This is a genomic window from Pseudoflavitalea sp. G-6-1-2, from assembly GCF_012927185.1.
Lineage (GTDB): Bacteria > Bacteroidota > Bacteroidia > Chitinophagales > Chitinophagaceae > Pseudobacter.
In genome coordinates this window covers 1,116,891-1,137,540 of sequence record NZ_JABBGB010000003.1, presented here as the reverse complement: position 1 = coordinate 1,137,540, position 20,650 = coordinate 1,116,891, and the positions used below count along the sequence as shown (strand labels likewise).

General features: G+C 47.1%; 17 protein-coding genes. 10 read left to right on the top strand and 7 right to left on the bottom strand.

What is annotated here, in order from left to right:
- Window positions 1-10: 10 nt before the first annotated feature.
- Window positions 11-2,167, bottom strand: a complete 2,157-nt coding sequence (locus HHL16_RS21990; RefSeq protein ID WP_240966288.1) for a DNA topoisomerase 3 — start codon at window positions 2,165-2,167, stop codon at window positions 11-13.
- Window positions 2,168-2,273: 106 nt separating this feature from the next.
- Between HHL16_RS21990 and HHL16_RS21985 the strand changes: the two genes are divergently transcribed.
- From HHL16_RS21985 to HHL16_RS21940, 10 genes are all read left to right on the top strand, one after another.
- Window positions 2,274-2,774, top strand: a complete 501-nt coding sequence (locus HHL16_RS21985; protein ID WP_169427486.1) for a nuclear transport factor 2 family protein — start codon at window positions 2,274-2,276, stop codon at window positions 2,772-2,774.
- Window positions 2,775-2,928: 154 nt separating this feature from the next.
- Window positions 2,929-3,315: an acyl-CoA thioesterase gene (locus HHL16_RS21980; protein WP_169427485.1), complete on the top strand. Its 387-nt coding sequence runs from the start codon at window positions 2,929-2,931 to the stop codon at window positions 3,313-3,315.
- A gap of 18 nt (window positions 3,316-3,333) precedes the next feature.
- Window positions 3,334-4,203, top strand: coding sequence for an AraC family transcriptional regulator (locus HHL16_RS21975; protein ID WP_169427484.1), 870 nt, complete (start codon window positions 3,334-3,336; stop codon window positions 4,201-4,203).
- A 54-nt stretch (window positions 4,204-4,257) separates the two neighbouring features.
- Entirely contained in the window at window positions 4,258-4,860 is a 603-nt protein-coding gene (locus HHL16_RS21970; protein WP_169427483.1) for a short chain dehydrogenase, read from the top strand.
- A 128-nt stretch (window positions 4,861-4,988) separates the two neighbouring features.
- A complete protein-coding gene (locus HHL16_RS21965; RefSeq protein WP_169427482.1) occupies window positions 4,989-5,597 on the top strand; it encodes a sigma-70 family RNA polymerase sigma factor in 609 nt (202 codons plus the stop codon).
- Between the two features lie 80 nt (window positions 5,598-5,677).
- On the top strand, window positions 5,678-6,871 hold the full coding sequence (locus tag HHL16_RS21960) for a FecR family protein (protein WP_169427481.1): 1,194 nt from the start codon (window positions 5,678-5,680) through the stop codon (window positions 6,869-6,871).
- A gap of 193 nt (window positions 6,872-7,064) precedes the next feature.
- Entirely contained in the window at window positions 7,065-10,403 is a 3,339-nt protein-coding gene (locus tag HHL16_RS21955) for a SusC/RagA family TonB-linked outer membrane protein (RefSeq protein ID WP_169427480.1), read from the top strand.
- A 20-nt stretch (window positions 10,404-10,423) separates the two neighbouring features.
- Window positions 10,424-11,893, top strand: coding sequence for a RagB/SusD family nutrient uptake outer membrane protein (locus HHL16_RS21950; RefSeq protein ID WP_169427479.1), 1,470 nt, complete (start codon window positions 10,424-10,426; stop codon window positions 11,891-11,893).
- A gap of 15 nt (window positions 11,894-11,908) precedes the next feature.
- Window positions 11,909-12,700 carry a DUF4843 domain-containing protein gene (locus HHL16_RS21945; RefSeq protein WP_169427478.1) on the top strand — a complete coding sequence of 264 codons (792 nt, stop codon included), beginning with the start codon at window positions 11,909-11,911 and terminating at the stop codon, window positions 12,698-12,700.
- A 10-nt stretch (window positions 12,701-12,710) separates the two neighbouring features.
- Complete coding sequence (locus HHL16_RS21940) at window positions 12,711-14,189, top strand: PKD-like family lipoprotein (protein ID WP_169427477.1); 1,479 nt, start codon at window positions 12,711-12,713, stop codon at window positions 14,187-14,189.
- Window positions 14,190-14,244: 55 nt separating this feature from the next.
- Here HHL16_RS21940 and HHL16_RS21935 read toward each other — a convergent pair whose 3' ends face one another.
- The 6 genes from HHL16_RS21935 to HHL16_RS21910 are packed head-to-tail and all read right to left on the bottom strand — an operon-like array spanning window position 14,245 to window position 20,642.
- On the bottom strand, window positions 14,245-15,360 hold the full coding sequence (locus tag HHL16_RS21935) for a TIGR03364 family FAD-dependent oxidoreductase (RefSeq protein ID WP_169427476.1): 1,116 nt from the start codon (window positions 15,358-15,360) through the stop codon (window positions 14,245-14,247).
- Window position 15,361: 1 nt separating this feature from the next.
- Entirely contained in the window at window positions 15,362-16,642 is a 1,281-nt protein-coding gene (locus HHL16_RS21930) for a DUF5690 family protein (protein ID WP_206022536.1), read from the bottom strand.
- Window positions 16,643-16,669: 27 nt separating this feature from the next.
- The gene (locus HHL16_RS21925; RefSeq protein ID WP_169427475.1) at window positions 16,670-17,347 is read right to left on the bottom strand and encodes an HAD hydrolase-like protein; all 678 of its coding nucleotides are present in this window, start codon (window positions 17,345-17,347) and stop codon (window positions 16,670-16,672) included.
- Window positions 17,340-17,942 carry an HDIG domain-containing metalloprotein gene (locus HHL16_RS21920; protein WP_169427474.1) on the bottom strand — a complete coding sequence of 201 codons (603 nt, stop codon included), beginning with the start codon at window positions 17,940-17,942 and terminating at the stop codon, window positions 17,340-17,342. The genes HHL16_RS21925 and HHL16_RS21920 overlap by 8 nt, the downstream gene beginning before the upstream one ends.
- Window positions 17,943-17,953: 11 nt before the next feature.
- Complete coding sequence (locus HHL16_RS21915; RefSeq protein WP_169427473.1) at window positions 17,954-19,036, bottom strand: alkaline phosphatase family protein; 1,083 nt, start codon at window positions 19,034-19,036, stop codon at window positions 17,954-17,956.
- A gap of 28 nt (window positions 19,037-19,064) precedes the next feature.
- The gene (locus tag HHL16_RS21910; protein ID WP_169427472.1) at window positions 19,065-20,642 is read right to left on the bottom strand and encodes a SusD/RagB family nutrient-binding outer membrane lipoprotein; all 1,578 of its coding nucleotides are present in this window, start codon (window positions 20,640-20,642) and stop codon (window positions 19,065-19,067) included.
- Window positions 20,643-20,650 lie beyond the last annotated feature (8 nt).

Here is a 20,650-nt window from a genome sequence, read left to right as displayed (position 1 = left end):
TTTGCAGTAATCAGTTTCCGATCTCAAAACCAAACGCAGCATTCAGCACCAGCTTGCCTTCCATCTCTTCTTCCTTACCCGGCAGCTTCCATCCTTTCACTTTGGTGGTTTTGCCTTTTGCAATGAGATCAGCAATTTGTTTGTCTGTTAATTTCTTTCCGAATATTTCAAATGGGATTTTGAATCCGCAAACCTTGAAATTAGCGCAACCATAAGCCGAGTTCCCTTTCAACAGCAGGTGCTCCTTACATTTCGGGCAGTGCTGCTCTTCCACTACCATTGCCTTCTTAGGTTCTTTCGGCTCTTTTGGTTTTGCCTCTTTCTTTGGCTTCTCTTCGGGCTCAGGCGCTTTATCGGGAGCAATAGTAATGGCTTTGTAAGTAGCAGTTTTTACTTCTATCGTGAGATCGATCACCATCTGAATTAACTCCTGCTTGAATGTTTCGATGGCATATTCTCCCTTCTCAATCTGCCGAAGTTTACGCTCCCAGATACCCGTCAACTCAGGACTCTTGAGCAGTTCGGTACGAATGGTATCGATAAGATCGATGCCTGTTTGCGTAGCGTAGATATTCTTTTTCTTCTTCTCGATGTATTTTCGGCGGAACAATGTTTCGATGATATTCGCGCGTGTAGACGGGCGGCCAATACCGTTGTCTTTCAGCAATTCGCGTACTTCTTCATCATCCACCTGCTTGCCTGCTGTTTCCATGGCACGCAGCAAACTCGCTTCAGTAAAGGCTTTCGGCGCGGTGGTCTTTCCCTGATGTACGCGCGGTGTATGCGGACCAGTTTCGCCGGCTACGAATTCAGGCAGTACTTTTTCTTCTTCCTCCCCTTCTTTTTTCTCGGACTTTTCATGTGCGTACACTTCTCTCCATCCCGGTTCGAGTATCTGCTTTCCGGTGGCTTTGAATTCCACCTGTCCCACTTTGCCCATCACAGTGGAGTTGGATATTTTACATTCAGGATAGAATGCAGCGATAAATCTGCGAGCCACGAGATCGTAGATCCGTTTCTCCTCCGGATTGAGGTTTGATGGAAATACGCCCGTAGGAATGATCGCATGGTGATCCGTTACTTTCTTATCGTCGAACACCGTTTTGAGTTTGGGGATCGGCTGAGCGAGCACCGGCGCAGTGAGTGCAGCATAGGGCGTCATATCGCGCATGATGCCTTCGATCTTAGGATGGAGATCTTCAGAAAGATACGTGGTATCTACTCTGGGATAGGTCACCATCTTTTTCTCATAGAGATTCTGAATGTACTTCAGTGTATCATCTGCCGAATAGGCATATTTCTTATTGGCTTCTACCTGCAGGGCTGTAAGGTCGAAGAGACGCGGGTTTCCTTCTTTCCCTTCTTTCTTTTCCGCTGATGTGATCTCGAAAGGATGTTCTTTGAGATAAGCCAATCCTTTCTGTGCTCTGTCGAGCACCTTGATGCGATCGATGGTAGCAGTGAACTCGGTTTCGCGGTAGATGGTCTTCAGTTCGTAATATTCTTCGGACACAAAAGCATTGATCTCTTTTTGTCGCGCCACAATCATGGCCAGCGTGGGCGTTTGCACACGTCCAATGGAGAGTACGGTTTTGCCCGATGCAAATTTTTTGGTGAAGAGTCTGGTAGCATTCATGCCCAGCAGCCAGTCGCCGATGGCACGGGCGCTGCCTGCAGCATAGAGATTATTGTACTGTTCGGCTTCTTTCAGTTTCTGGAAACCTTCGCGGATGGCATCTTCTGTGAGGGATGATATCCAAAGCCGCTTCACGGGAACCGTGCATTGCGCTTTCTGCAATACCCATCGCTGAATGAGCTCTCCTTCTTGTCCGGCATCACCACAGTTGATCACTTCGTCGCAGGCCTTCACGAGATTCTCAATCACTTTGAACTGCTTCTTCACACCATCGTTCTCGATGAGTTTGATGCCGAAGCTTGGTGGGATCATGGGCAGGTCTTCGAGGCGCCAGTACTTCCACTGATCGGTATAATCGTGCGGTTCTTTGAGGGTACAGAAATGCCCGAAGGTCCAGGTAACCTGGTACCCATTGCCTTCGTAATAGCCGTCCCTGCGCTGTTTGGCGCCGATTACGTCAGCAATATCGCGTGCCACACTGGGCTTTTCTGCAATGCAAACCTTCATGATTCCGTCAATAAAAGGCGTCAAATATCCTAAATTTTTCGGGAGGACGAATGGATAATTCACGGGAAGCAGGTATAGTTCTGCATTCACGGTGAGTGTAACTTAGATACCTATAAAACACACCCCTTACATGAAGAAGATCTCCGTTCTGCTTTCGCTGCTGTTCTGTCTGCAGTTTTCTTTTGCACAAGGATCCAACGATGAAGAAGCCATCCGGAAAGTGCTGGATACATTCATGGATTGCATCATCAAAAGAGACAGTACCCGTTTCTATCCACTCTTTCACAAAGATCCTGTATCGTGGGCAGGATCGATCATGCCGGCCACCCATCAGAACGATCTGAAGAGAAATGAAAAAGCCCGCGATTATTTCGCCAGCGATTACAAGAGTTTTATCCGCAGCATATACGAAGCAAACTGTGAAGAGAAATTCTACAATATCCGCATCAACCACGACGGGTATGCAGCTACTGTGTTTTTCGATTACAGTTTCTGGCTTAGTGGCAAAAAACTTAACTGGGGAGCCGAAAGCTGGGGAATGATCAAAACAAACGGCGAATGGAAGATCGTAAGCGTGATCTTTTCAGTAGAAGAAGAAGCAGTGAGGCCCGAACCCCAAAGAACCAGCTAGTCTGCCTCTGCAACCACCCGTATCATTTTTTATCCCTCTGCCATAGTTTAAAGCCTTGCTTCACCGGAAATTATTTCCTTTGAGGCGAGGTTTTCTTAATTTCACCTCCGGCTCCATTGCCGCAAAGCCAATAACCTGATCAACAAATTACCAGATGACATCCGCAGAAAGAATAGCCAACGCAGAAACGCATGTATTCAAAACCGTATTCCCGGATACCACCAATCACCACAACACCATGTTTGGTGGCAGGGTGATAATGATGATGTCTGAAACGGCTTTCATGACAGCTACCAGATACTCCAGAAAAACCTTCGTGATGGTCAGCAGCGGACAAGTTGATTTCAAAAAGCCCATCCCCGCTGCCACTATGGTTGAACTTGTTGGCAACGTACACACCGTTGGCAATACCAGCATCAAAATTCAGGTAGAAGTATTTCTCGAACACCTGCATGTGGAAGGAAGAGAAAAAGTAGCCAACGGCGTATTCACCTTTGTGGCACTGGATGATAACGGTAAGCCCACACCCGTTGAAGGATAATCATAAAATCTCTTTACGTTGTCTATCACAGAATTTCCACCAGTACAGGCAGCAACTGACGACAGAACCTTTCTCACCGCAGATGGTTCTATTTTCGCCAAACACAAAACAGAAAACAAGAAGAACACCAAAACGGTTTTCCTTACCAGAGATACACTGGTATTTATTCTGAAAGGAGAAAAACACCTGCATATAGATAATGAAAAAGTGGAAGTGAGTTCACAGGAAATCATTTTCCTGAAGAAAGGGATCTACGCAATGGCTGAATATTTTGAAGAAGGACTGAACTTCGAAGCCATCCTCCTTTTTCTCACTCCCTCCATTGTGCAGGAAGTGATCGCTGAATACAAAATAACACTTCCCTCTACAGTTTCAGACTCCCATTACCTGAAACTTCCATCCAATGAAACCATCGATGGTTTCAAAAAACAACTGCTTCAATATTTCACCAACAATACTCTAAAAGACAAGGGCATACTGCTGCTGAAGCAGAAAGAGATACTGCTCTATATCCTCAAAACAATTCCCTTTGCAAAGACAGCCCCTTTCTGGGCCAGCCTCACATCGGCAGAATCAGCTGATATTTCGCGTATCGTAGAAAAGTTTTTGTTCCAGAAATTATCGGTAGAGCAATATGCCAAACTCTGCAACAGAAGTCTGAGTTCATTCAAAAGAGATTTTACTTCCCTCTATCAATCTTCTCCCAAAAAATGGATCACTCAGAAGCGGCTCGAACATGCCCGCTTATTATTGAACAATACCGACACCAGAATTTCGGAGATCTCCGATCAGTGTGGGTTTGAAGCTACCTCCTATTTCACCAAACTGTTCAAACGGGCATACAACATCACTCCAACCGAGTTCCGGGCTAATCGTTATACTGAATGAACTTTTTGTACTAACAGCCAGCCTATGCTTACCGATAGCTTTGCATAAAAAACTATGCGCGTATTAATTATCGGAGGCAATGGCACAATCGGAAAGAAAGTAAAAGAAGCACTACAGCCAAAACACGAGATCATCATTGCAGGCAGGAACAGTGGAGATGTTCAGGTGGATATTGCAGACAGGCAGAGCATTCTGCAGATGTTTGAACAACTCAAAACTGTAGACGCCCTCATCTGCACAGCTGGTACTGGTTTCTATGGCAACTATTATGGTATGACGGAAGCCGATATGATGCCGGGCATCAAAGGCAAACTCATCGGGCAGATGAACCTGGTGCTCATCGGAAAAGATTATCTCTCCAGAGAAGGAAGTTTTACGTTAACATCCGGCATTGCAGCAGAACATCCTGCAAAAAATGGAACCGCAGTGGCCATGATCAACGGTGCTGTCAACAGCTTTGTGCTGGCTTCCGCACAGGAGCTGAAACAGGACATGCGTATCAATGCAGTAAGTCCCGGTCTGGTGGAAGACAGCTTTGAAAGATATGGGGAGTTATTTCCCGGCTACAACCTTGCTCCTATGAAAAAAGTGGTGAATGCCTACGTTCTCAGTGTGGAGGGCGCTGTAAATGGCAGGATATTGAAAGTGTATTGCTGAATACCGATGAACGCTCTGAATACCAGAGCGTTCATTTTTTCATCCTGATTATTCCAATAAATTAGCCATCTTTGGTTCCATGCCCCGGATACTTATCCTGTAATCATCTGAACCAAACTGCTGTAGAATTGGAGAATAAAAAAGATCATCAGGATACCCCCGAACTGCTTGAACAATTGGGATCTGGAAGCCATAGTGCTTTCAGTCTGCTGTTCAACCGATACAAACACAGGGTCTACTCGAATGCCCTGCTGTTCACCACTTCCACCAATATTGCCGAAGAGATTGTGCAGGATGTTTTTCTTCAGATCTGGAAGAGCAGAGAAAAAGTTGCTGCAGTAACGGACTGGGATGCATACCTTTTCATCATCACCAGAAATGCCGTGTACAGAAGTCTTCATGCGCAGGCGCAGCAATCGAAGAAACACAAAGCCTGGCAGGAGCAGACTGCAGACACAGAGCACGAAGACAATCTGCTGTCCACCATTCTCGAAAAAGACTACAACAGATTATTGCAGCGGGCTATACAGCAACTGCCACCGCAGCAACTGCAGGTGTATGTGCTGATAAGGCAGCAGGGGCTTTCACGCGCCGAAGCGGCCGACAGGCTTGGATTACAACCCGAGACGGTGAAACGGCATCTGAGTCTGGCTACCAGAACCATCCGTTCTTATTGCCTGCTGCACCTCGATCTCACACCGGCCATTGCCCTGCTGATCTGCATGCAGGTGCGATAAAAAAATATTTTTTCAACCTATTGACCCGGGGCAACTATTGCCCTACTCTTTACTCACAGCAACATTATTAATCGACTGCGATGCACCAAAACCAACTCGAAGAGCTTTTGAGTAAGCTTTCCGGAACTGAGCTTTCTGAACCGGACCGGAAGACACTGATGGAATACCTGGCAGACCCGGCCAATAAATCCGCTGTACAGGAGGCGATCTCGCACATTATGGCGGCGAAGAAAGCTGGCCCGCATTTACTGCCGCAACAGAGTTCGGATGAGATCATAGCAGCGATACTTGCGCCTGAAACGCAGGAGCAGCAAGCAGTTATCCGCATCATACCATCCCGCAAAACAAATTATCGCTGGTGGTGGGTGGCTGCATCGGCCATCATCATCGGGGCATTCAGCATCTGGCGCATCATGGCTCCTGCAACTACAACAACAACACCCGATGCTCCGGTGATCGCAGACAGAAATCCAGCATCGAACGGCGCTGTACTTACACTTGCCGATGGAACTACCGTTCTGCTCGATACACTGAAAGACGGCACCACCAATACTTCCGGTGGAATAAATATCAACATCAAAGACGGACATCTGGTAGCCGGTCACAACTGGAGTTCATCCACAGAAATTACCCGAAACACAGTAAGCACACCCAAAGGCAGGCAATACATGATGGTACTCTCCGACGGGTCCAAAGCATGGTTGAATGCAGGCAGCTCACTGGAATATCCTGTAGTTTTCACCGGCAATGAAAGAGCCGTGAAAATTACAGGAGAAGTGTATTTCGAAATTGCGGCTCAACCGGAGGCTCCTTTCAAAGTGCAGACTAAGAATATGGAAGTGCAGGTACTCGGCACATCTTTCAATGTGAATGCCTATGACGATGAAACCACCATCAATACAACACTGGTATCCGGTTCGGTAAAAGTTTCGGCTGAAGGCATATTACCTGCAACGCTGAAACCCGGTCAGCAGGCGCGTTTCCGGCCCTCTGCACCCATTAAGACAATACCATCTGTGGATCTCGATAAAATACTCGCGTGGAAGAATGGCTATTTCAGTTTTGATGATCTCACCCTTCAGCAGATCATGAAACTGATAGAAAGATGGTACGATGTAGATGTAAAATACGAAGGCGCCATTCCCACAGAAACATATGCAGGCATGGTACCGAGAAGCATGAAACTCTCAGGCATCATCAAATCGCTCAAAGACATGGATGTGGATGCAAGGCAGGAAGGCAGAATGCTGATCATCAGCAATAAGAAACAATAGGCTGTTATCAAACAAAAACCGGAAATGTTGACGCATTCCCGGCGATGTTGATTTCTATACAAGGCTAGGCACCTTTTAAAAAACCAAACAATGCGAATGTATGCAATTAACTGTTAATTGGAGAAAACGTCATGCCCCTACGTACAGGTCTGTTTTCATGCATGACTGGATACGCCTCCCCATCAAGTTCATTATGAAATTGTCGACTGCTGTTCTGCTCATTGCCATGCTGAGTGCATCAGTAATGGCATCTTCCCAAACCGTTACGCTCTCTGCGAAGAACGTATCGCTGAAAACCGTGCTGCTGGCCGTTCAGAAGCAAACGGGTTATACCTATTGGGCCAATAAAGAATTGCTTCAGAGTGCCTGCTGCCTCAATGTGCATGCAGAGAATATGCCGCTGGAGCAGTTTCTCACGCTGGCTTTGAAAGGTACCCGCATCAAAGCCAGAATTGAAGAAGGAACCATCGTGCTGTCTCAACAAAAAACAGCGCCTTCACCACTCTCCCTTCTCATAGCACCGGATACCATTCCGGCCCAGGTGATAACAGGTGTGGTGCAACTCAAAGATGGTCTGGGCGCCCCCACTCCCCTTGCCGGCGCTACTGTCAGCGAGAAAGGTGTAAACGGCAATGCAACTGCCACCAACGAGCGTGGCGAGTTCCGCATCAAAGTGCGTACAGGAGCAACACTCATCATTACACACGTAAGCATAGAACCGTATGCAGTAAGGCTTTCAGACAATCAAACCAGTGTTAAAGCTGAAGTAAACCTCAAAGAATCACTCGCAGGTAAAGATGTAGTGGTAACGGGTTATTTCACCAGAAAGAAAGAAACCTTCACCGGAGCATCCACTACCATTACCAGAAAGGAGTTACAGAAATTCAACAACAACAATATCTTCTCCATTATCCAAACCCTCGATCCTGCATTCAGGGTACAGGAAAACAATATTGCAGGTTCCGACCCCAACCGGTTGCCCGATATCAATATCCGTGGCATCAGCAGCGTAGGAAGCAATGTGAACCTGCCGCTCATCATCATCGATGGATTTCAGGGCACGCTGCAGCAACTCTACGACATGGATGTGAACCGCATCGAATCCATTTCCATTCTCAAAGATGCCAGTGCTACCATTCTCTACGGAAGCCGCGCAGGCAATGGGGTGCTGGTAATTGAAACGAGATTGCCGAAATCGGGCAAATTCACTGTCAGCTATGATTTCAAAGGATCAGCCACGCTGGTTGATCTCTCCGATTACAACCTGATGAATGCTTCACAGAAACTCGAGTATGAAAAACTCGCAGGCATCTATCAGTACAAAGACCCAGCAGATCCGCAATGGACGGCCGACTACACCATGAAGCTGAACAACCTGTACCGCGACAGACAACTCGCAGTGCAGAGCGGCGTAAACACCTACTGGCTGAAACAACCTGTGCAATCGACCTTCTCAACCGGTCACAGTATCCGCGCCGAAGGAGGCAATCAGGAAGTTCGTTACAGCATCGACGGCAACTACGCCGATTTCAAAGGAGCTATGAAAGGATCGGGAAGAACCAGATACGGCGCGGCTTTCAACCTCATCTACCGTATTCCCAATAAGGTCACTTTCAGAAACAATGCCAGTTTTCAGGGCACGAAAGAATACAATTCTCCGTATGGCTCTTTCTCGCTCTACACAAAAATGAATCCTTACGAGCGCATCTATGACGATAACGGAAAGCTGATTCCGCGTTACAATGATCTCGGCCAGTATTTCACTTCATTCGCCGGCGGCGTTTCGTATAACCCGCTTTACAATGCCAGTCTTCCTTATAAAAACTTCAACAACAGTTCCATCCTTACCAATAATCTGAGCATCGAATGGTTCATCGGCAGCGGCTTCAAACTGAATGCCGTTGGTGTGCTCTCAAAAACATTCAATGATGGAGAACTCTACATCTCGCCATACAATACCCGTTTCATCTCCGAATCATCCGACACCAGAAAAGGATTGTATGCAGTGAACAATGGAGGAGCCACACAGTATCAGGCCAACCTCACCTTGCAATACGGCAAAACATTAGGATTGCATTCACTCAATGCAGCTGTGATCGGAGAAGCCAGATCGAGCAAGATCGATGGACGATCGGATACGCTCCGTGGATTTGTAGACGATCGTTTCGTAAGCCCCAGCCTCGCCCTTGGTTATTCCAGCATGAGACCAACTTACACCAGTGTTCCGGAAAGATTGCTGGGACTTGCTTCCAACCTGCATTACGACTATGATCAGAAATACCTGGCAGACTTCTCCTATCGCGTAGACGGATCATCCAAATTCGGAGAAGACAACCGCTTCGGTTCGTTCTGGAGTGTGGGTCTCGGATACAACCTGCACAAAGAGAAATTCTTTCACGTGAACGGAGTAGATATGTTCCGCGTATTCGCCAACCTCGGCGAAACAGGCAACGAGAATTTCACTGCAGACATGACCACCACTGCCTATCTCTTCTCTCCTGATGCGCGGTACTATAAAAAAAATACGACCATGTATGTGAGCCAGGGCAACCCCTCACTCACATGGCCCAAGATCTTCCAGAAAAGCGCCGGTATCGATGCCGCCTTCTGGAACCAGCGCATCAACGTAAGATTGAACGTATACGAAAGAACCACCAACAGAATGATCTCGGCCATCACTGTTGCACCGAGTCTGGGATTTGCAGACAACAGATTTTATGAGAATCTGGGCGAAGTAAGAAACCGCGGCTTTGAACTCAGCAGTACAGTAATGGTGTACTCCAATCCGCAAAAACAACTTTACTGGAGCCTCAACTTCGCTGCTGTGAAAAATCAAAGCAAGCTGGTGAAGATCTCCGATGAGCTGAAGAAGCTGAACGAATCACTGGTTGCCAAAGAAAGCAACGGAGACATCAAAAGGATCTCTGCTTACTATGAAGAAAATCAGTCGCTCAGCGTTTTCCGTGCAGTGCGCTCACTCGGCATCGATCCAGCCACCGGACGTGAATTGTACCTCGATCTCAACGGCAACAGAACCTACACCTGGAACGCCCAGAATCAGATAGTGGCTGGTGACAAAGAACCCAGGCTCAGCGGAACTTTCGGCACCGATCTGTCATGGAAAGGCCTGTCAGTAAGATTGTTCTTCTACTATACGCTCGGAGCAGACATCTACAATACCACTCTGGTTGATAAAGTAGAAAATGCAAGCCCATATATGAATGCAGATCTGCGCATCCTTGAACAGCGCTGGAAAACGCCCGGTGATGTGGCGATGTACAAAGGCATTTCCGATCAGACAGCCACTCAGCTTACCACAAGGTTTGTTCAGAAAGAAAACACGCTGCGTCTCGCCAGCCTCAATGTCAATTACGATTTCATGAAAGTGAAGCTGGCCAAATACCGCATTCAGCGACTGAGGCTTAACTTCTCCACCAACGATGTATTCAGATTGAGCACCATCAGAATGGAGCGTGGCATCGATTATCCGTTTGCCAGAACTTACAACCTCGGATTGACCGTTGAATATTAATCACCACACAACAGATCACAATGAAATATATTCATATAGCCCTTTTCGCGCTGGTGACCTTCACAGGATGCAGGAAGTTCCTCGATGTTACCCCGAACGATAAGGTATTCGAAAATGAGCTCTTCAATAGCCGGGACGGATTCGAGAGTGCGCTCGCCGATGTTTATTACGGCATCACCAATCCCAATCTCTATGGGCGTCAGCTGAAATACGGCATGCTGGATGCAATGGCCGGTTACTGGAATATCCCTGCACAGCAGAACCCATACTCCAATGTGATTGGCCTCAATTACCAGCTGCCCGTGTATCAGACGATGCTGAGCAATATCTGGAGCGGCCTCTACACTGCCATCAACAAAACCAATACGATACTCAAGAATATCGAGAACATCAAAGGAGATCAGTATTACGATCTCATCAAAGGAGAAGCAACAGGCATGCGGGCATTTGCACATCTCGAGCTGCTTCGGCTATTTGGTCCTGTTATCAGCCAGGAAGGTGCGGGAGCAAAAGCCATCCCCTACTATGCCGCAGCCGGAAACCTGCCCCAGCCGCTGATTTCCGCAGGAGAAGTGATCAGCCGCATCGATAAAGATCTTGCCGATGCAGAGCTGCTGCTGAAGAACGACACCATCAAAACAATCGGCAGAAGCACCAACGGTAATGGATTCGGTACCATCCGATACAATTCGCTCATCGACCGCAGAGGCATCCGTATGAATTACTATGCAGTGCTGGGATTGAAGGCCCGGCTTTCCATGTGGGCAGGCAAAACTGACGAAGCATACACCCGCGCCAATGCAGTGATAACACAACTCGAAACCAACAGAGACGCAGCTATCCGCCTCGTAGGCAGCTCCGATGTTAGTGCAAGAAACAAACGATTTTCAGTGGAGAATCTTTTCGGGCTCTACATTTACAATCACCGTGATATGCTGGCCGGTTATCTGCCCGATTTTTCAGCTACAGCAACACCTACACTTGTTCCGCAGTACACTTATCTCATGAACAATCTGTACAAGAACAGCGTTCACGGAAGTGTGAACGATTACAGATGGATCAACTGGTTCGGAGTGATCGGCACCAGCCAGTACAGGTTCACCAAATTCGAGATAGACACGTTGCCCTCTTCATCACAAGATCAGTATGAAGTATCGTTGCTGGCACTGCCCGAAATGTATTTCATCATGGCCGAAGCAAAAGCAGCCACCGATCCGGCACTGGCCATGCAATTGCTCAACAAGCTTCGCTTCAGCAGAAACCTCACAACCGGAATTCCATACGATCCGGCAACTACCACTCCGGAGGTGGTGATGAACTTCATCATCGACGAAAGCAGAAAAGAATATCCCGGCGAAGGATACGTGTACCTGATGTACAAGAGGATGTTCAGGCCATTGGTGAGGCCCACCGGAACCATTCCGGCCGATCTCACCATCTATCATCTGCCATTGCCTGTTGATGAATCCATTTACAACAACACCAAGTAGGTTAAAACATTTATCATGAAACGAATCATCCAACATATAGGCAGCAGCCTGATAATACTGCTCACCGGCTCAATGTTCACCGGCTGCTCCAAAAACAAAGTGGTTGAGACATTCAATACAAACAAGTCTTACATCTATTTCGCACAGCGGAATACAGACAACAGAGCGGTAGAGTTGTATATCGACAGTCTGAACTATTCCTTTGCGATGGACAATCCCAACCTCGACGAGAAAACATTTGCCATACCTGTAAAAATTGCAGGGGGAGCAAGCCAGCAAAGCCGCAGTTATACTTACAGCATTGCTGCACAGAGCAGTAATTTCGATGCTTCGCTGGTATCTTTTTCCGAACCCGTAATCGGATCAGGAAAATATACGGATACCCTCTACATCAGGATCAAAAAAGGAACAGCACTGCGCAACAATATCATGTGGTTCACCCTGCAACTGAAAGAGAACAATGATTTTGCGATAGGCAACAAATACAACGAAAAACTGCGGATCATCTTCACCAATCAGCTGCTTGAACCCAAGTGGTGGTTCACCTGGCGCAATCAGTTCGGCACATTCTATCCTGAGATCTACGAAAGATGGATTCAGATTTACTACCTTGGTGCAGACCCTTCACCCGATCTCATCACAGCAGCTCCGGGCCCCATTTACTACTGGAACAACATGCCCACTTCTGCCATTTCGAGCTGGTATCCGGTAACATTCATGTACGTGAACTACCTGAAGCAATACTTCATCGAGCATCCGGTGTATCCCAACGGAGATAATACCCAGCCCCGCATTCTTTTACCATAAATCAACTGCAATGAGAATTCTTATATATTTCATGATGGTTGTTTCCGTTCTCGCGGGCGCCTGCTCAAAAGATAAGGGAAACTATGATTATACAAAGATCAACAAGATCAGTATCGACAACATGCTGCTGGGAGATCACAACTCACAGCGCATCTATCGTGTGGTGAATGGCGATCCTCTTAATTTCACACCGGTTATTACAGGTACCGTATCCGGATCAGACACTACCAATCTCAGGTTCGCATGGGTGATTGAAAAAGATACCATCGCAAGAACCAAAGAGCTGCATACCATTGCCAATATGGGCTTTGGTAAACTGGTGGGATATTACTTCGTTAAAGACCTCACCACCAACACTGTTTACACTTACAACTTCACGCTCGAAATCAGCAACGCCGCAAGCAGAGGCACTTACATTCTCGCTGAAGATGCCGACCACAATGCAATACTGTACATGCATTCAGCGCTCAGTGTAAACAACCTGTTCAGGCCTTACAGTGCATTCAATGATAAAGCAATTGGCAAATACCCTGTTGATCTTGGACTCAAAATCAATTATGGCAACTCATCTACCAACTACACCTACACAGTTATGACGGCGGCCAGAGAATCCGACGCCAATGTGATGGAGGTATTTGTGAACGAAATGAAGCCGATACTGTTCTACAACAAATCCAGCTTCATCGAACCTTCCGCTTCTTTCAACATCACCCAATATGTGCGGTTGGTATCCGCCACCCACAATTATATTCTGGTAGATGGGAAAGCGCATTTGATGAATAAGGGTGCGATAGGAAGTGTGCTCTACCCCGGTGATCCTCAGAACTATGATTTTGGTGCACAGGGATTATTCACCAGCAGATCACTCTACTCACGACTCCTGGCAGGATGGGATTACAGAAACAACAAAGTGCGCATTCTGATGACAGCCAATCAGGCAGCCAGCGACAGTTATATCACCAGTGCAGAAGGACCACTCGATCAGTCGATACTCGCCGGATACACTTTCATCAAAGGATTTGAAACATCCATAAACGGTGGATTCTGCTACGTATTTCTGATGAAGAAAGGCGATAAGCTTGCCTCCTTCCTCATCACACTGAATGGATATCAATCGGTGAACAGTCTTACCAAGATTGCAGAAGCCACAGTCCCCGATCTGGATAAAATGATAATGCCTTATTTCAACTTCAGCAACAACTTCTGGTATTTCGCAATCGGGCGCAGCGTTTACCGCACTACTGTGATGGGCATGGAATTGCAGAAGGTATTCACATTGCCCGAAGATCAATCTGGCGATATTGCAGCGTTTGCTTTCAACGAAGGTGGAACAGTTTCGATGGAAAATATCGGCGTATGCACGTATGATCCGAATTCATCCAAAGCCATGAAGGGATCATTTTATTTGTTCAACACCGTTTCTAATTCATTTACAGAAACGCATCTGAATGTGATTCAGAAGCCGGTAGCGATACAAATGGGATTCTAAACTATTGCATAAAAAAAAGCCCGGAAGCTGTACTTCCGGGCTTTTCTATTTCTTTTTACTTCATCAACTGTTCGCAGACTCCAAATGCCAGGGTCATTCCTACACCACCAAATCCATTGATGATAGTTACTCCCGGCTCTGGTTCCAGCACCAGATTGGTTTCGCCGTTGGTGAGTTTGGGATAGATGCCATTCCATGTTTCGATCACTGTTTCATCGGCAAACCGGGCGAATGTTTTCAGGTAATCGAGTATCAGTTGATTGATGAATCTTTTATCGAAAGGATCATGCGTATGGCCATACTCATGTGAATCTCCGACAGTCAGTTCACCCGACTGGTTCTGCGACACCATAACGTGAATGCCCCAGCGCAGATATTCAGGATATTCCGCTTCGAAGCGCTTACGCAGTGCATCGAGAGAGGTCGCCTGCTTAAAGCTGCTGTAATGCGCAAGAGATAAGGCCCCGCAGATGGCAGGTCCGATACGCTGCGCTTCGGGCTGGGCCGCCATGCGCATCATCTGCAATTTGCATTTGGTAATCGGCAATGCTGCAAATACTTTCGGATAGAGTGTTTCAAAGTCTGCGCCACTGCACACATAGATATCATCGGCCTCAAATGTTTCTCCGGCACTGAATACCGAAGGATAGGCAATATCAGTTGCTGCAACTCCCCATTTGAATTCAACACCGAATTTATCACTGAGGTAGTCCGGTATTTTTGCAATCGCTTCGCGTGGATCAACAATCAGTTCGTCGCTGCTGAAAAGCCCGCCTATCAAAGACTCCGTAACAACATTCGGAGAGGATGCCTTAATCTCTTCGGGCGTAAGCAATTGATAGTTTCTATGCTGATAGACCTTCGACAGTTCCTGCAACACAGCAAATTCGTCGGCGCTGTATGCCAGATGAAGTGAGCCCACTTCATCATGCCAGATCCCTGCTTCTGTGCAAACCGTTTTCCAGATCTTTCTGCTCAGCATGGCAGTTTCGTACATGCCGCCATCGGGTTGACCAATCGGCCATATCATTCCGAAATTGCGGATGGAAGCACCTACTGCCCTTCCTGATCTTTCAATTACAGTAACCTTGTATCCACGAACTGCAAGGGCTCTGGCGGTTGCCAGTCCGGCTATGCCTGCACCGATCACTATCGCACTTCTTTGCGCCATTTTATAAATTTTGTTGTTTGAATTTATTGTTGAAATAATACAGGGAAGCTACGGTACCGGCGATGCCGATTACAGAAAGCAAAATTACGCCATGCGAAAAAAATCCACTCCAGTTCAGTTTCAGATCCAGGAAAGATTTTCCCAGCATCACCGATACACTTCCCAGATAGCCATAGGCATCTGCGAGGTAAATGAGAAAGCCCACATTGCCGGCTATTTTGAAAGTTGCGATCAGTCGCTCGAAGAAAATGCAATTGAAAGGGATGTATGCCATGTAGAGGCCAAGGCCTGTAAGCTGCATCCACAGTGCGCCGTTCAGGCGACCATTCACAAACAGACATGAGCTGACACCTGCCAGCAGAAAACCTGCAGCTATCACCACATGAATCAATCTGAATGCGGTAAGATTTCTGCGAACCAGCACCAGCAGCGCCATCAGCGCCAGTACAGAAATTGAGATAGAAGATTCAGAACGGGCAAAAATGCCTGCATCGTTGCCATAACCGATCTCATTCCACATATTGGCCATATAGTTGTCGCGCACATCGCGCATCACTGTAAGAAAAGAATAAGTGATGGTGATCACTATCAATCCGCCACCGAACCTGCGCAGCAGTTGTTTTCTTCCTGATTTATCGAGTGGCACTCTTGCTGTTCTTTCCCGGACGTCTTCCGATGTGGGCGCCGGAATTTTTTCGAGCATCAGGAATAACAGCATAATCGGAACAATGAAAACGAGCCCCGTCATGAAAGGCATCCACTTTTCAGAAACGCTCCATTCAAGCATCAGCCATTTAGCCACGGAGCGTGTGAATCCTCCTGCGAAAATAAAGCTCACCGCCATGGTGGAGCCGATAAAGTCAGTGGTTCTTCTTCCTTCCACATAACTGAACACTATGCCCCACATGAACCCCAGTGAGAAGCCATTGATCAGTAAAAAGATCATTCCGAAAGGTGCGGGTACAAGTGCGAAGAAGAGCAGCGAGATCCATGCAGCACCGATCAGTATCATGGCTGTTTTCCAGCGACCGCTTTGTTTCAGCTCTGCGATCAGTTTAATGCCGGCAAACTTGCTGCCCATATATCCGATCACCTGACTGATGATCAGCAGGGTCTGATACGGTATCCCCAAAAAACTGATGCCTTCAAAAGTAGCTACAGTAAAGGGTTTCCGAAATGCATACACCGATGCGTAAGTAAGAAACGCCACTACGGCAACGTACAGTGCGGTGCCTGTTTGCCGGCCTGCAGGCCTTGCTGATATTGCTAATTGTTCAGACAAGCTTTTGCTGTTTAATGTGAGCAATGATTATGCAATGCCGATAAGCTGCGGCAGTTCATCGAGACTGTCGAGAATATGATCCGGGTTAAAAGCTGCCAGTTCTTCGCGGGTGTAAGCACCTGTTGTTACCGCTACAACCAGCCCGCAGCCTGCATTACGGCCTTCATTGATATCCACTTCGGTATCGCCGATCTTGGCCACCAGTGTTGTATCGGTAATGCCGGCGCGTTGCATCAGCTGCTGCATCATAAACACCTGCGGACGCCCCTGCTCTACTTCGTCACTGGCAATGTAATCGTCGATCAGTCCACGCTCTTTCCATTTCAGGCGCGTAATGATGCTGTCTGCGATCTCGCGCGAGAAGCCCGTGTTCAGCGCAATGCGGATGCCCTTTTCTTTCAGGTAGAGGAAGATATTTTCTGCTTCGGGAATAGCGCTTACTGCAGGATCGTGTTTGTAGAAATCGAGCATTTCGGTTTGGAATGCATCGTGTATGGTTTCGATCAGTTGATCGTTTGCATCAACGCCTATTTTATCGAGCACCATGCGAATGGCAGTGGGCTTGTGATAGCCCATGAGGTGATTGAAGTCTGCCAATGCAATTTCATATCCATTTTTGCTGAAGGCCTGCTGAAAGGCTTTGCCTACAAAATTATTGTCCACCACGGTGGTGCCCGCCATGTCGAATACCGCTAGTTTAATCATCGTTTCTTGCTGTTTTGTGATCGAGGTTATTGGAGAGATGGCGAATGGCCATGTCTTTGTATTTCTGTAATGATGGAAGTGGTTTATGTTCCTGCTTGGCAAGATCATCCCACTCGCGCAGTTTGATGAACAGTGTATGCAATGGATCTGATTCGAATGCGGCGGCTTCGGCTGCATTCATCACACCACCTTGTTGCTGCAATGTTTCCCTGCTGGCAACCGATAGTCGTTCGAAGTATGCAGGATATTTGAAAGTGAGGTAACGCTTTGCCAGCACATGGCTTTCGGCAAGCTTTGCCACTCTTTCAGAAAATCCTTTTTCACGCAGATAAGTGCCGGCAAGTACTTCGTGATCCACTACGCCGTATCCGTTCATCTGCTCTGCCGGCATGATGTATTCGCAGAGATGGCCGATATCATGAAAGAATGCTGCGAGTATCACTTCTTCATCATAACCTTCGGCTTCGGCCAGTTCTGCTGCCTGGCACATATGTTCGATTTGCGAAACCGGTTCGCCGATATAATCCGCACTACCGAATAACTCGTAGAGTGAGAATATATCAGCGACCGTTTCTATAGCTTGTTGTTGCGTCATGTATTGTTTGATTATTTCATGATCACCGGCAGGTGAGCTGCCACAGGTTGTGGCGGTGTAAACCGCAGTCCCAGCAGCGCTGCAATGGTGGATGCGATCTGCGCCTGATACAATTGCTCCGATTTATTGCTCTCGCCTTCGGCTTTGATGCCAACACCGATTGCAGCAAACCATATCTGATCAGAACCTTCGATCTCACTGCCATGACTTCTCCAATCTTTCTTCACAATATCACCACGACCATGATCTGTGGTGACCAGCAAGGTTGTGTTATTGCGATATTGCGGAATCGACTGAAGCGTGTTCCAGAGATCGGCTAGCCATTTGTCGGTTGCATGTGCAGTATTGAGATAGAAATCGTATCGGCCGCCATGTGCATAGTCGTCTGTTTCATCGAATCCGATGTAAAGCACGCGGGGCGCATATTGGCGCAGATATTCTTTGCCGATTGTATAGGTGAGATGATCAGGACGTACTCCTTCACCCAAGGGCTGCGGAGAAAGAAACTGCATTTCATTGAGCAATCTGAATGCGGGCTGTTTCATTTTTAGTGAATCAAATCCTGCACTCACCGGAAACCCTGCACGCTTTTCGTTGAAGATGCCATCGAAGCAATCCCATGAAGTGAATGCAGCTACTTTGCCTTTAAACGCAGGCTGGTTATTCAGAAACTCCAGCACTGTAACATTTGCGTTCGGCGTGGGATCATTTGAATTGACCAGTGTATCGGGGTATCCGCTGAAGATCTCATTGTAACCGGGATAAGAGAACCAATACCTGTTCTTCACATTCACGTTGCTGCCGAGTGTGCGGTTGCCATGCAGCTGTCCTTGCTTCGCAATGGTATTCCACACAAAAGGAAGCAGTTTTGCTCTGCGCTCCTGCGGAGTTGCCGCCCAGTATTTTTTCTTCAGCGCAGCAGTGTCGAATGAATACGACGGATCATTGATCAGTTGTTCATCGGCTCCGCCAAACATTTCCTGCCAGCGGAATCCATCGAGCGTAACCACTACTACGTTTGCTGCTTTTTTTGTCTGTGCCATGCTGCTGCTCATTCCCATGAGCATACAGCAGGCCACGAATATTCTTTTCATCAGTTCTGTTTGATTGGTAACAATTATTTTACTTCAGCAACCACATATCTGCATTGATATCGTCCGCTCCGGAAAACTGATTCTTCAGTGCTTCTTTGAGATTGTCGGTATTGGTAGTTGATTCAGAGTTGGGATAGCGGAATCTTTTGGGGATACGGCCGCTGTTTCCTGTACCTACGCCGGTACTGAAGGTTGGTACTCCAGTACGTCTCCAGTTGAAATACGCTTCCCAGCCTGAGTTCTGGAAGAATGCAAGGTATTTCTGTGTAAGAATTTGTTTGAGGCCATCCGCATTGTCGCCGGCATATTTCACTTTTCCCTGTACATAATAAACAGCTTCAAAATCGAAAGGGATAGTATAGGTAACAGCTTTAGGCGAGCCGTATGGGTATATCTTGGAGATATTGCCAGCTGCATCTACAGGAATTCCATAGAGTGTCATAGAAGCTTTGATCCCATTCTTATACCATGTTTCAGCATTGCCTGTTATCCAGCCGCGGTTAATGGCTTCAGCGATATTGAAACACAATTCTGCATAACCGATCAATGTTCCGGGTTCAGCTGTATAACTTGAATAGTAACGGCTTCTGCTCCGAACTGAATACGCTGCCGTATCTACGTTCGACATTTTTGAAGACATCACAGCCAGCTCTTCACCTGATTCTGCACCTACATATGCAGTGATGTCAGCCGGTGTTTTATGGAATTCATTCAACTGCTGTGTTGCAGGCTCTGCCGTTACAAATGCGCGGGCATCTTTCAGATCAACCAGTGTATTGAGGTAGCTCGAAGACATGTTGTATCTCGTAGCATCGTTACCAAGGTTATCAGGATTGCTGGGATACTTGTTGAAATTGTTGTAGATGTACTGAAGGTTTTCAGCATTGCTGCGCATCAACGGATATTTGACAGCATCCGCCATTACTGCAGCAAAATCCTGCTTTACTTTCAGATCGGCATCGGCTGTTTTGTTGCTCAGCAAAATCAACACACGCAAACGGAACGTATTGATAGCACGGCGCCAGGAGGTTTTATCGTTGAAATAAATATCACCGTCGATCTTTGCATTTCCGTTGAAACCGGCTGTAAGTGCCGCCAGTTCATTGTTTGCTTCATCGAGCCATTTCAGTATCTGCACAAAAATCTCTTTCTGCGAATCATATTTAGGTCTGGTATTATCCATACCTTTCAATGCTTCGGTCATCGGAAGGTCTCCAACCAGATTGGTCATGCGGTAGAAATACCAGGCGCGGATGAATTTGCCGATGGCCAGGTACGCTTTCTTCTCTTCTTCGCCGATCTTCTGCGCTTCTTCTTCCATCTTCACTACATTTTTCAGTGTGAGGTAGTTGAGGGAAGCACCCGTCCAGTCATAACGCTGATCGCCGTAATAATTGTAATTGCAGTTATCGAACTGATTCCAGCGGCTGACATTGCTCCATGGCTTATCTCCGTTCATGTCTGACAATACACCGGTCAGCAGCAGATTCGGAGGTACAGTTAACGGGCGATTAGGATTTGCTTCGTAATCGTTGAACTTTTTCTGACAACCTGCTGCCAGGGCTCCGGCAGTGATCAGTGTCAGGAGTATTTTGGTTGATTTCATGTTTCTCT